The following is a 13,656-nucleotide window of genomic DNA, read 5'->3' on the forward strand; positions in this document are numbered from 1 at the left end:
ATGAAAGTCGTATTCATCGGTCCGCTTCCGCCTCCGCGCGGCGGCGTATCCGTCCATCTCAGCCGTCTGTCCGCCGTCCTGGAGCAGCAGGGTATCGATTATGAGATATATAACGAAGCCAAGGGCGCGGCCCGCAGCCCGCACGTCCATCCTTTGAACCGGTACCGGCGGTTTCTGTTCAAGATCCCTTTTCTGAAGGGGGACATTCTTCATTTCCATACGATCGACCCACGGCTTCGCAGTCTGCTTGGGCTGTATAAGCGGCTTGGCCAAAAAATCATCCTCACGGTTCACGGCGTCAACCTGGAGGATCAGATCCGGCATGCCGGTCCGCTGAGGCGGCGGATTCTTATACGCAGCCTGAAGAGCATCGACCTGATTATATGCGTCAATGAGGATACGACCCGGTTCCTGCGCGAACTGGGATTTCGTCATGACCGGGTCGTAACGATCCCGGCATATATTCACCCGCCGGAACGAGCAGAGGAGGCCAGGGCCATCCCTGCCGAGGTGTACACGTTTTTGGAAGAAGCGGATTTTGCGATTTGTGCCAACGGCTATGTGCGCTTTTACAGCGGGGAGGATTTGTATGGCTTCGATTTGTTGATCCAGCTGATGAAGGAACTGCGCGGACGCGGCAGGCGGGTCAGGCTGCTGATTGCGGTCATGGGGGTTTCCGCGCAAACCGGGGAGGAACGAAGCCATTACATGAGGCTTCAACGGGAGCTCAACGCGTACGGCCTCAGCGGCGATGTCATGTTCTATGAAGTGAACGATACGGAGTTCTATCCGATTCTGAAGAAGAGCCACTTATTCATCCGGCCGACGAACACGGACGGTTACGGCATGTCCATTGCGGAGTCGCTGCACGGACGCATTCCTTGCGCGGCGAGCGACGTATGCAAGCGGCCGGAGGGGACGGTCGTGTTCCGCTCCCGGGACTTGGCGGACCTTGCCGCCAAAGTGAGCGACATCATTGACCGCTATCCGCATTACAAGGATCAGCTGCAGAACCTTCAAGTCGGGGACTACGCGGCGGAGCTCATCCAGGTGTATTCCAGCATCGCAGGAAAGGAATCGCCGAGCGGCAAGCCGGCTGTGGAGGTCTATGGAAAATAAAAAAATTCTCTCCAACGGCGTCGCCTATTTCTGCTCCTCTCTGATGACCCAAATGGTGAACCTGATCCTCATCCCGCTGTACACCCGCAACTTAAGCCAGCAGCAGTACGGACAATATGACATCATTCTCAGCATTCAGCAGCTGCTGGCGCTCGGGATTACGCTGGGCGTATATTCGGGCATGGTCCGGTTTTACCATGAATACGACAACAAGCTGGAGCTGAGAAATACGGCGGTGAATTTTTCCCTGCTGTGGGGGCTGGCATTTATCCTCTTGACATGGGCTGTAAATCCCTGGATCTATCCCCATGTGTTCGTTCAGCTCTCGGACTCCACCCATCTGTTTATTCCCTATGTCGTGATGAGTTCGGTGCTGGCCTGTCATAACTTGATCTATACCAGCTACTACACGATGCAGTTTAAGGCGCTGCTCGCCAGCAGCATCCAAATCGCAACCGTTGTGTTCACGCTGGTCTATGCGCTGTACTTTTTTCTGGTGCTGAAGATGGGGGTTCTCGGTATTTTGCAAGCTCAGCTCTTCGGCCACTTGACGGTATTCGTCCTGCTTTTTCTCATTCATATCCGGCAGTACCGTTTCAGGCTGAGTATCCGGAAGCTGCGGATGATGCTCGGCTACGGCACGGGTTTGATGATCGGCGATGTCTCCGCATGGGTGCTGTCCCTCAGCGACCGTTTTCTGATAAAGGGCTTTCTGAACCTGTCTTCGGTAGCGGTGTATTCCATCGGTTACAAAATCGGCATGCTGATCAATCCGGTGTTCATCAACCCGTTCATGTCCGTATTCACGCCGTTCAAATATGCCATGTACAAGGAAACGGCCGGACCGGAGCAGATCCGTAAAATGTTCAGGCTGTACAACTTCGTAGGCTGGCTGTGCGTGCTCGGGCTCTCGCTGTTTGCCAACCTTGCCACGCAGCTGGTCGCCACCGAGGCATACCGGGATGCGAACTACATTATCCCGATCGTGGCGATTTCGTATTTTTTGGCGGGTGCGGCGGATTTCTATGCGCTGGGGCTCCATATCGCCAGAAAAATGAAGCTGTACTCGATCATTATCATTACGGCCGCCCTGATCAACGTCGGCTGCAACCTGGCCCTTATTCCGCTTCTTGGGCTGTACGGATCGGCCATATCCACCGTGATCGCTTATATGGCCTCGAATTATTTGTTTTACCGGTTTGGCACCAAGTATTATTCGATTGGGCTCGGCCTGCTGTTTCCGTACAAGTACTTGACCGTTACCCTGCCGATTTACGGCATTTATTTCGTCTTGATGCAGGTCATCCATTCCGTGCTGCTGGAAATTCTGTTTAATGGCATTCTCTGCTGCGGCTTCGTTTATTTATGCCTGCTGTGCAAGCTGGTGACCCGGGCGGAGCTGGGCGGGATGATCCGGCAGGTGCTCAAGCAGAAGTCCAATATGTCCATGAAAGGAGTCCAATCCGAGCTATGAATACCCGAATTGTAACCGATATGGAGGGGTTTCAAAGCCTTCAGGAAGACTGGGAGCGGTTGGAGCTTCAGGATCCGGATGCGACCTATTACAGTACGTTTCAGTTCAATTATTTCTGGTGGAAAACCCATTCCAAGGACCCGGGCAAACGGCTTTTTATCGTGTGCTGCTTCCTGGACAACAGGGTTGTGGGGATCGCACCGCTCATGATCCGCCGTGACCGCAGCAAGCTGTTCAGCTGCAGCACGCTTTGCTTTATCGGTCAGGGGGATTATTTCACCTTTTTGCTCGAAAGAGGGGGCGGAAGCGAGATCAAAATCCTGAAGGAGCTGTTCGGCGCTTTTCACGCCCATGACAGCCTCTGGGACAAATTCGAGCTGACCCATCTGACGCAGGAGTCGCAGCTGCTCCACTACCTGCTTCGCCATGAGCAGTATAACGAACATGTGCAGTACCTCACTTCCTGTCCGGTGATCCCGATCAGGGAGCATGAGACCTACGAGCGGCTGAGCCAAACAAAGGATTTTATCAAAATGAAAAAGACGCGGGATAAGCTCCGCAAACAGGTGAACTACCGGTTCAAGGTCGTCACCGGTGAGCAGAACGCGGAAATCTACGACCGGGTAGCCCGGGTTCACCGGCTGCTGAAGGAATACCTGCAGACCGAAAAAGGCAGGTCCGAAAGGCGGAGCCTGTTTGAAAACGAGTACACTGACGAATTTCTCAGGCGGCTGTTCCGCAATAACGAGCAGGTGGTCGTCTTTATGCTTGAGGATGAACGCGGGGAGATTATCAACTACAGCATCTGCTATCTTTACAAGGATGTTCTGTACGATTGGAACTCGGGTTACGCCCCCGAATATTCGACTTTTCACGGCTTAGCCAACGTGCTCATGATCGAAACGCTGGAGCATTTGTTCAAGGAGAAGCTCGGCAAACGGCTCGACTGCGGGGCGGGCAGTTATGCCTGGAAATTTAAATGGACCAGCCGGTTCAACGTAAACTATACGTTCAAGATGTGGAATCTGCTGAAAGCCAGGGGCCGGTTGTACCGGTTTTTGTCCGGATTCAAAACGATGCTTCAGACCGCTTTCATCATGACCGGAATGATCGAAATCATGCTGTAATGTCTACCGACAGCCGAGCTGACTCAAGGATAAAGGAGTTTAACTGGAACCATGAGTATAAAAATTGTTACCGATACCGATGGATTCCTTAGCATTCAAGAGGATTGGGAGCGCTTGCAGGAGCTGGACGACGAATTGACCTACTACAGCACCTTTCAATATAACTACGCATGGTGGCTGACCTTTGGAGAGGACCGGAACAACAAGCTGTTCATTATTTGCTGCAGCCGGGACAACGAAATGGTCGGCATCGCTCCGCTTGTCATCCGTACGGTGGATAAAAAAATCGTGAAATGCCGTGTGCTCGGATTTATGGGTAAGGGCGATTATTTCAATTTCATCCTCCATTCCCAAAAGGGCAGTCCGGCTGCGATTATCAAGGAAATTTTCAAAGCCATCGAGGACCATTCCGACCTGTGGGACAAAATCGAATTGACGCACCTTGCAACCGACACGTCGCTGCTTCACTTTTTACTGCGCCATGACAGGTACAATCCGAGCATCAAGTACCTCACCTCCTGTCCGAGCATCCGGATCGGCGGATGGGATACCACAGTCGGGTGGGACACGAGCGGAATCAATGCCAAGGCGAAAAAGAAGCTTAGGAAGCTCCAGCAGGAGACCGATTATCAGTTCAAAATGGTGGACTGCCGGCAAAGCGGGGATATTTATGACCGGATCTCCAATGTTCACAAGCAGGAGAAGGCGTATCTGCACGAGCAAAGGGGAAGGATCGACCGCAGAAGCCTGTTTGAAGACCAGAAGAACGAGGAGTTTTACAAGCGGGTATTTATGAACAACGACCAGGTCATTGCGTCCTTCCTCGAGCTTGAGGACTCGAACGTGATGATCGCCTACCAGCTGTTTTTTCTGCACAGGGGAAAGCTGTACGGCTGGAATACCGGGTATTCCCCCGATTATGCGAAATACGGCGTCTTCGACGTACTGATGCTGGAAACGATCCGCCGGCTGATCGAGCAGGGGCAGGTGACGGACATCGATCTGGGCGCCGGTTCGTACCCGTGGAAGTTCCGGTGGACCAATCAATTTACCGTCATGTATTCGCTGCAAATGTGGAACAATGACCGCCTTCACACCAGGCTGTACCGAATGCTGGTCAAGGGGAAGGGAATTTTGAAGTACCTGAACCGGAAAACCGCTGTGCATTCCTGATGCAGCAGGGTGAAGGAAAGGGATAAGGGGAAAATCGTCATGCACTTGGAGAAATGCAAATGGTTTAACGGCGCCGATTCGCCTGTTTTCTTTATGATCGATGATCTGGCCAATACGTGGGTGGACGTCAACCATAACGGAATTCCCGATCTGGAGGAGGATTGGGGTTACTGCAAAAATGGAGAAAACTCATCCTTCCGGTACTTGAATGAGCAAATCCTGCGGCATTTTCCGCAGGTCAAGGTAACCTTCTTCGTTCCGGTAGGGGTCCGGGCCGGTATGTCCGATCACCCGGTGTGCAGGCAAACCTCCCGCCCGATCAACGCCGACGAGGAGAGCAGGGCTTTCTTCCGCGGCATTCACCGGCACCCGGGCTATGAACTCGCCTATCATGGTACGACCCATGGCCGAACGGGACCAAATCCGGAGGATTTTGTACAGGAATGGGAGCTGTTCGAGAGCGCCGAAGAAGCATTGGAACGTACCTTGGAAGGGATATCGGTCTATGCCGATGCCGTCGGCGAAAGGCCGAAAGGCGGCAAATACTGCGGGTACGCCGGCAACGACTGCTCGGATGAAAGCATTGATCGGGCGGGGTTCATTTGGTGGTGCAGATACTGGAACCGGGGGGCGGGAGACCCTGCGATGAAACGGATCAGCGGCGGGGATCCAGATCCGCTCACCAACTACGACATTAAACGCTTTGGCGAAAGCGGCGTAATCGACATTCCCTCGACGGTGGACGGAGGGCTGCTGAATGGGATTTACCGGCCGGAAGCTTCCTTGAAGGGGATGGCCAAACGGTTCTTAAAGACGCCGCTTCGCCGCTGGAAGCTCCGGGAGCTGGATTATTTGCTGGAGAACAGGCTGGTCATCGGGATTCAGGAGCATATTTCCCCCGCACGCGACGATGGGAAGAGGCAGTCCCCCAACATTTTTGACGACTGCGGCAGCCTGCAGGCGATCTTTCATTATTTGGAGGGGAAAAACGTATGGTACTGCACCGGTTCGGAGCTTGCCGATTACGTGAACCTCCGGGATCACGTGCAGGTCGTGACTTATCCGGGTGAGGAAAGGATGTTTACCCTGGAACACGAATCCAGATACGGAACCGGCGGCATTCTCTCGCTGAAGCTGGACCCGTCCAATCCTGCAAGCATCCTGCTGCCCGACGGCACGGCAGTCCGGGTAACAGCCGGGATTGCGAACCTTCCGGTCATGAAAGGGGAATATTTCATTCGGGAAGGTGAAATCAGATGAAGCAGACGATGATCGTCATCTCGGATTATATCGAAGGCGCGCCGGTGGTCGCATCGGTCCGGTATGCCGGATTGATGAAGCATTTTATGGAACAATACCGCCTGATCGTCGTGAACGACCGGAAATACGGCCCGGCGCCGAGCCGGTTTGCCGCTGTCAATTACAAATACGATACGCCCAGCAGTACCTTTACGCAGACGATGGTTGGCGGGGAGCCTTCCGGCCGGGGAATCAAGCAGCTTATTGAAGGTGTGCTCAGAAACAAATGGACGATCACGGCATGGAGGAACTATAAGTACAGCTCTTATGCTTTCAGGCGCATGAACATCCGCCTCTTCCGCGAGCTGGACGCATGCCTGGAGCAGAACGAGGTATCAGCCGTATTTTTGACGATACCGGATGTGTACGGACTGTACATCATTGACCACATCAAACGCAAAGCGCCGGGCATTCCGGTAGTGATCGAGATCAGGGATATCATCAACCATAACATCGGGGAAGGTCAGCCCCGTCAGGCCTACCGCAGGGCGGAGAGGATGATCCCTCGGCTGGCCGACGCAATCGTGGCCGTGTCCCAGGGGATCCGGCAGCATTATGAAATTGGGCAAGAACGGCCGTCTATACGGCTGATCCGCAACGGATACGACGAGGAACCGTTCCAAAACTGCGTATATCAACGTATTTCCGACAATGTTCGCGAGCTGACCGTGGCTCATATTGGCTCCATCTATAAAGGACGAAATATACATGCATTGATCGAGGGGCTGCAGCTGTTTCACGAGAGGACCGGCATACGGATCAAGCTGAAAGTTGCGGGGCTGCTTGACCAGCAGGCGGCCAGGGATCTATCCAATGTGAATATGACAGGTGACGGGGTTACGGTGGAGATCGTAGGAAGCGTCAAGCATGAGGCGGCGGCGTCTCTGCTGAAAGAAGCGGACGTAGCGGTCACTCTTACGCATACCAAGGGCAGCGATTATGCCATCCCGGGCAAAACCTTTGAATATATCGGGGCGTGCAAGCCGATCCTGGCGGTTACGGCCGACCGGGAGCTGGTGGAATTGGTCCACGGCCGGTACGGCATCTGCGCGGGCCATCACCGGGACAGCGTGGCCGATGGTTTGGCGGACTTGATCGCCAGGGAGTTCGATTTCTCCGGCCGGTCAGCCTTTTCCCGTACGAACCAGGCGGAGCAGCTTCTGGCCATGATTGGGGAGCACATTCGTGGAGCGACGCAAAAAAGAGTAAAGAGGGTATAAAATGGCGCTGATGTTGTCGTGTTCCTACGTGCTGCATGAACTGCTGTCCGCCAATTTGGACCTGCTGTACTTTCTCAGCCTTGTCCTGATTTTCGTGGATATCTATAAAAACAAACGGCTGACGGTCAAAGCACTGGGTTACATTTACCTTGTCGTCCTGTATGCGCTGCTGCAGATCGTACTGAACGACCAGATCGAGATTCCAAGACTGGTTATTAACGTCGCGAAAATCTTTCTGAACGTCTTTTTATTCATCCAAATCAAGGAATCGAAAATTCCATTACCGGTATGGAGAAAAATGGCCGTCTATTCCTCCCTGCTTCATGTATTCCTTCTTGCCGTCAGCCTGGCGTTTAAAACGCAGTGGCTGTGGAGATTGGACGAAACGGTCAATATTTATCAAAAAACGAGGCTGTCGCTTCTGTACTTCGAACCGAGCGAAGCCTCTTTTCATGCCGCCTTGCTGGTTCTGCTGCTCGTTTTCTTTGCCCTGCGGGAAAAATCAGGGTCCAGGAATCTTCTCCACTTTGCGCTGATCGGCGCGAATCTGGTCATCGTGGTGCTCTCGGCCGGCATGGGAGGGATGTTCAGCCTGTCTCTGGCCTGTGTCGTGATGTACTTATTTTATTTGAAGGAAAACTTCAGCACAGTCCGGGTGCTCGGGCTGATTGCCCTGATCTTTCTGGCGGCTCTTAGTGTGCTGGCGGTCGTGAACAGCAATAACAGCTTCTATCTCCGCTTTAACGATATCGTGAACGGAAATGACGGGTCGGTCGTCTACCGGTTTAACGTCAGCTTTCGCGTCATGAAACAGATGCTGCTGGACACGCATTATTTCGGCATCGGCTTCGGCAATCTGAACACGGACACGATCCATAACACCTATGCCGGCTTCGGGCTGGTGGATGTCATCTCCAACTCCTTCATGTACGCCTTGGCCGAGGGAGGGTGGCTGATGCTCCTTCTCCTCGCTGTCTTCTTCCTCTCATTAGTCCTTCCGGTTCGTCCGGAAGAAAAAATATTGAAATACGCGCTTCTCTTCTTTATTGTCAGCTACCAAATCGCCGGCGGATATTTTACGAACCCGGTCAATTGGATTGTGTATGGCATCATAGCCAATCCCTATTTGCTTCGGCACAGCCGCAGCCCAAATCTTGTTCCTGCTGAGAATCTGCCCGCCGCAGGCGTTCAGAGCACGGGGACCTTGGAGTTGAAGTCATGAAACTGCTGCATGTCACCCTCGGATTGCCCCCATACCGAACAGGCGGACTGACGAAATACAGCGTAGATCTCATGCTGTCCCAGCTGCAGCAGGGGCATGAAGTCAGCTTGCTGTATCCGGGGCGTTATACATGGTCCGGAAAAATGAAAACAAAGCCAAACCCTCCGTATGAGGGCATCGGCGTATACGAGATCATCAATCCGCTTCCGGTTCCCCTTCTCGGAGGGATCGGCCGCCCACCCGCATTTTCCCGAGCCGGAGATCCTGAGGTATTCCTTAAGCTGCTCCGGGAAGTACAACCGGATCTGATCCATTTTCACACTTTGATGGGAATCCATAAAGAACTCTTGGAGGCGGCCAAAGCGCTGGGAATCCGGACGGTGTATACGTCGCACGACTACTTCGGCATCTGCCCCAAGGTCAACCTCCTGAATGCGGCAGGAGACCACTGCGACGATTTTGACCAGGGAAAGAGCTGCATTTCCTGCAACCAGCATGCGTATTCGCCGCACATGATTTACATGATGCAGTCCTACAGCTACAGGCGCTTGAAAAACAGCCGGATTTTGCAAAAGGCCCGCAGGGCCGTGAAAAAACGAACTTCCAGCACTTCCAGCACTTCCAGCCATATGCCTAGGAAAGCGGGGGATTCCAAGCCTATGATTCATCCGGAACGGGCCAACGAATACAAAGAGCTCAGAAGCTATTACCTGGAAATGTATCAAATGATCGACGAATTTCATTTCAACAGCCAGGTGGCCAAGGAGATTTTTACGGCTTACCTGAACGTGAAAGGAAAGGTCCTGTCCATCCGCCACCGGCATATGGCCGACCGGAGAGTCTTAAAATCATTTCCTTCCGCGGATGAACCCCTGCGCATCGCTTATTTGGGTCCGGTTGACCGCTATAAAGGATTTTTTCTGCTGCAGGAGGCGCTGGATCAACTGCCGGATACCCATGCGGGCCATTGGCATCTTCACGTTTACGGAAATGACGGCATCCCGGCATCGGCACCCCCTGCCGAGCACTGTACTTTTCATGGCCGCTACGAACCGGATCAGATTGCCGGTATTTTCGCGGAAACCGATCTGCTGATCGTCCCCAGCGTATGGAAGGAAACGTTCGGTTTCGTCGGGCTGGAAGGGCTGTCGCACGGGGTACCGGTGCTGGTCTCCAGACAGGCGGGCGTGAAGGATATGATCGCAGACGGAGTCAACGGATGGATTTTTGAGCCTGATCCCGCGGATCTGGCGCAGCGTCTTACGCACCTGCTGACCAATCGGCATTTGCTCGCCGCGGCGAACCGCAGCATCGTGAACAGCGAACTGGACTTGTCCATGAAGCGCCATGCCCAGGATATCTATGAATGGTATCTTCAAATCGGAGAAGAGGTCGTGGTCAAATGAAGCACGTGTTTATCGTTGGCTCGAAAGGAATACCGGCGAAGTACGGCGGGTTTGAGACCTTCGTCGACCAGCTGACCGGAAGAAAGACCGACCGGGATACAAAGTATCATGTCGCCTGCCTGTCCGACCGCAAAGCAGAGGAATTTGTGTATCAGGATGCGCGCTGCTTTCCGGTGCATACACCGAAGATGGGAAGTGCAAGGGCGGTCGTCTACGATGTGCTCAGCTTGCTGGAGTGCGTGAAATATATCAAAACCCATCGACTTGAGAACAGCATCGTTTATGTATTGGCCTGCCGGATCGGCCCTGTTTTCTATATTCTAAAAAGGCAGCTCGAAAAGCTGGGGGTTGCTGTGTTCGTCAATCCTGATGGTCATGAATGGAAGCGGGGAAAATGGAGCGCACCCGTCAAACGCTACTGGAAATGGTCCGAGCGCCTGATGGTGAAGCACGCGGATCTTCTCGTTTGCGATTCCCGCGGGATCGAGCAGTACATTCATGACATGTACGCCCGGTATGAGCCGAATACCACCTTTATCGCCTACGGGGCGGACGTGACGCCGTCGCCGCTGGACGATGAGGATCACCGGTTTACGGATTGGATGAACCGGTTCGGATTGTCCAAATACGGATATTATTTGGTCATCGGCCGCTTTGTTCCGGAGAACAACTATGAATTGATGATCCGCGAGTTTATGAAGTCGGGCACCGCCAAAGACCTGGTCATTGTGACGGGGGCCCAGCAGCAGCCGTTTTATGACGAGCTGAGGCTAAGAACGGGTTTCGATTCGGATCCGCGGATCAAATTTGTAGGAACCGTCTACGAGCAGCCACTCTTGAAAAAGATCCGGGAGCAGGCATACGGATACTGCCATGGTCATGAAGTGGGCGGAACGAACCCGTCCCTGTTGGAATCGCTGGCATCGACACGTCTGAACCTTTTGTTTGACGTCGTATTCAACCGGGAAGTCGGCGGGGAGAGCTGTCACTATTTTTCGAATGAATCCGGCGCCTTGAGCAGGCTGATTGATGAGGCTGAATCGTGGAGTCATGAAGAGCTGGAGGAGCTTGGGGAACGGGCGAAGCACCGGATCCGGAGCTTATATTCGTGGGATCTTATCGTGCAATCCTACGAAACGCTGTTTCAAGGGAACGATTATGTGCCGGCGAAGCAGGCGGGCGGACGCCGGCTGGCGCGCACCAAAGGGACGACCACACCTTTGTGAAGTAAATTGTGAAGTAAACTGGGCCCATTCGTCAGGGTACAGCGCTTGGCTAAATGGAACCTGCGGCAAGTAAAATAGGCAAGCGGCCCTAGGGAAATGTCCAAAGCTAAGCAAGTCTGCCCCGAATACAATAGCATTGGACTTGACATTCGTTGATGGGGAGGTTTTGCCTATGGGTCGTCTTTTTGATAGGCATCGGCACAAGAAGGGGATAGGGCAGCGGGGAAACAGGGGCCGCGCCAAGCCGGAGAAGAAAATCGCTTCCATATCGGCGGCTGAAGCGACAAGCGGGAATCTTCCGCTGAACTCGGTGGGGACGTCCAATCTGGTGGATGGGGCTGTGGTGACGACCAAAATCGCCGAACATTCGGTCACTGCCGACAAGCTCGGTTTATCCTGGCTGAGCGTCCCTGCCGCCGCAGGCTTCGCTGATGCCCTGAGCCGGTTGAAGGCCCAAGGGGGTGGCGTGCTCGTAGTCCCCGCGGGAGATTATCCGATCCCGGCCGATACGGTGGTGGATCCGGGCATTACCCTTCGCTTGATGAACGGGGCTCGGCTGAACATCGCACAAGGAAAAGTGCTGACCATTAACGGCGGCGTGGAGGCCGGATTGTACCCCATCTTTACAGGTTCAGGCATCGTGAAAGGGGCGCTGGCCGAATATTATCCGCAGTGGTTCGGAGCGGCTGCCGACGGGAACGCGGACGATTCAGCCGGCATTCAGGCCGCCGTCAACGCAGCGGACGGTTCGGGGGCGACCGTGGTCCTGCCTGCAGGAACGTACAAAATCAGGGAGATCAAGCTTCAGAACCGTATGAAGCTGAGAGGAGAGAAGGGCGCAGTACTGGAGCCGTTTACCGCGGGTCAGGATGCAAAACTGACCGCTTCCGGAGCAGCCGGATTCGAGGTAGCCGACCTTGAAGGGCCCATCAGCTTGAACATCCTATCCAGTTCGGATTTTGTTATCCGGAACCTCCGAGTTCGTCAAAATGTGGAGGGATGGCATATCTACCAGTCCGAAGACGGACAGCTTATGGATAACCGCATCGTGGAGTCCGCCAACAAGGACGAACGATTCATATACCTTAACGATTGTACCCGTATGCTCGTTCAGGGCAACCAGATCCGAAATCAGACCTTGTTCAACGGCGCAGATCCGAACAGCAATACGGGAATCAATATTTCCTCCTCCAGCTACTGCCAAATCGTCAATAACTATGTGGAAAACTGCGGCGGTCAGGGCATCTGCTTCGACACCAATACAGGGATTGCGGACGCTGCGTCCCGGGCCTGCTTCAGCAACATTGCCGCAGGCAATATCGTGATCGGGAACGGGCAGGAAGGGATTACGGCGTTTGCTTCCAAACAATACGAAACCTATGATATAACGGTCGTAAACAATATTTGCATCAATAACCGGTATAACGGGATCGAATTTTGGGGTGTCAGGCAGGGCGTGATCGAGGGGAACAGCATCAGTGCGCCCGCGATGAAGGAGTACAGCTTCGGGGCGATCAACATTTTTGCGACGAAGGACGTCATTATCGACGGCAATTCGATCGAGAATGTGCCTACCTCCGGGATTGCACTGGTCAACGGACCGAAATATCCAGAGTCCCGGTGCCAGAATATCATCATCACGAGCAACCGGATCTTGAACTGGAACAACCTTGACCTGAGCCCCGCGACCAATCATGACCAGATCTGCGGGATTAATTTGTTCAATGCCGACTGCTGCCTGATTCAAGGGAATCTGCTCATGGACACGAGACCCGGTCGAAAAAATATCGTAAAAGCCATCTCTGTAGTGGAAGGCCGCCATCTGATCCGGGGCAATATCAATCCCCAAAATTTATTGATTGACGACCATGTGGAAGCCGATTTGGCCTGGGCCGGGCACCAAATTGCCGAACGGACCCCTTTCGTACGGTTTTCGTCCTTGCCGGGCGACGTCAACAACGGTGTCATGACAGGGGTGGACCCCGGAACCGTATGGTATAACCACAGCAAGCGGGCGTTGTTTTATAAAGGATACGATAAAACGATGCTGACCCCGCTCGTTCTGGATGAGAAGAGCACCTCCGGGTTCCCGTCCGGTGACTATGCGCCGGGATTTTTCAGCTATCAGACCCAAACGGGAAGGCTGTTCTACCGCGGTAAACCGAATAATTCCAACGGCAAGTACGCGGAGGTCGTGCTGAAGGATAAGTTCATCAATTTGAAAAGAAGCACCGAAGTGTCGAAAACCCCGGTCGAAGGCGACACATACTACGATACCGTTCGGAAAAAGCCGGTCTATTACGACGGCGCAAACTGGAGAGATTTCAGCGGTAATATCGTTAGTGTGAACCCATAATCAAGGGATGTCCTGTGGTGTGCAGATCATATGA

General features: G+C 53.6%; 10 protein-coding genes. All 10 read left to right on the forward strand.

Annotated features, from left to right (window positions below; translation table 11 throughout):
- The 10 genes from ABID47_RS12790 (at nucleotide 1) to ABID47_RS12835 (ending at nucleotide 13,622) form a co-directional block, all read left to right on the forward strand.
- Complete coding sequence (locus tag ABID47_RS12790; protein ID WP_354497172.1) at nucleotides 1–1,119, forward strand: glycosyltransferase family 4 protein; 1,119 nt, start codon at nucleotides 1–3, stop codon at nucleotides 1,117–1,119.
- Nucleotides 1,109–2,593, forward strand: coding sequence for a lipopolysaccharide biosynthesis protein (locus ABID47_RS12795; protein WP_354497174.1), 1,485 nt, complete (start codon nucleotides 1,109–1,111; stop codon nucleotides 2,591–2,593). Before ABID47_RS12790 ends, ABID47_RS12795 begins: the two co-directional genes overlap by 11 nt.
- On the forward strand, nucleotides 2,590–3,720 hold the full coding sequence (locus tag ABID47_RS12800; RefSeq protein ID WP_354497176.1) for a GNAT family N-acetyltransferase: 1,131 nt from the start codon (nucleotides 2,590–2,592) through the stop codon (nucleotides 3,718–3,720). Before ABID47_RS12795 ends, ABID47_RS12800 begins: the two co-directional genes overlap by 4 nt.
- Before the next feature lie 51 nt (nucleotides 3,721–3,771).
- Nucleotides 3,772–4,893 carry a GNAT family N-acetyltransferase gene (locus ABID47_RS12805; RefSeq protein WP_354497178.1) on the forward strand — a complete coding sequence of 374 codons (1,122 nt, stop codon included), beginning with the start codon at nucleotides 3,772–3,774 and terminating at the stop codon, nucleotides 4,891–4,893.
- A gap of 39 nt (nucleotides 4,894–4,932) precedes the next feature.
- Nucleotides 4,933–6,153, forward strand: a complete 1,221-nt coding sequence (locus tag ABID47_RS12810) for a polysaccharide deacetylase family protein (RefSeq protein ID WP_354497180.1) — start codon at nucleotides 4,933–4,935, stop codon at nucleotides 6,151–6,153.
- A complete protein-coding gene (locus tag ABID47_RS12815; protein ID WP_354497182.1) occupies nucleotides 6,150–7,412 on the forward strand; it encodes a glycosyltransferase family protein in 1,263 nt (420 codons plus the stop codon). The genes ABID47_RS12810 and ABID47_RS12815 overlap by 4 nt, the downstream gene beginning before the upstream one ends.
- A 1-nt stretch (nucleotide 7,413) precedes the next feature.
- Nucleotides 7,414–8,634 carry an O-antigen ligase family protein gene (locus tag ABID47_RS12820; RefSeq protein WP_354497184.1) on the forward strand — a complete coding sequence of 407 codons (1,221 nt, stop codon included), beginning with the start codon at nucleotides 7,414–7,416 and terminating at the stop codon, nucleotides 8,632–8,634.
- Complete coding sequence (locus ABID47_RS12825; RefSeq protein WP_354497186.1) at nucleotides 8,631–10,040, forward strand: glycosyltransferase family 4 protein; 1,410 nt, start codon at nucleotides 8,631–8,633, stop codon at nucleotides 10,038–10,040. Before ABID47_RS12820 ends, ABID47_RS12825 begins: the two co-directional genes overlap by 4 nt.
- Complete coding sequence (cps2T, locus tag ABID47_RS12830; RefSeq protein WP_354497188.1) at nucleotides 10,037–11,266, forward strand: beta 1-4 rhamnosyltransferase Cps2T; 1,230 nt, start codon at nucleotides 10,037–10,039, stop codon at nucleotides 11,264–11,266. Before ABID47_RS12825 ends, cps2T begins: the two co-directional genes overlap by 4 nt.
- Nucleotides 11,267–11,438: 172 nt before the next feature.
- Entirely contained in the window at nucleotides 11,439–13,622 is a 2,184-nt protein-coding gene (locus ABID47_RS12835; RefSeq protein WP_354497190.1) for a right-handed parallel beta-helix repeat-containing protein, read from the forward strand.
- Nucleotides 13,623–13,656 lie beyond the last annotated feature (34 nt).

This window comes from Paenibacillus favisporus (assembly GCF_040545415.1).
Classification (GTDB): domain Bacteria; phylum Bacillota; class Bacilli; order Paenibacillales; family Paenibacillaceae; genus Paenibacillus_AQ; species Paenibacillus_AQ favisporus.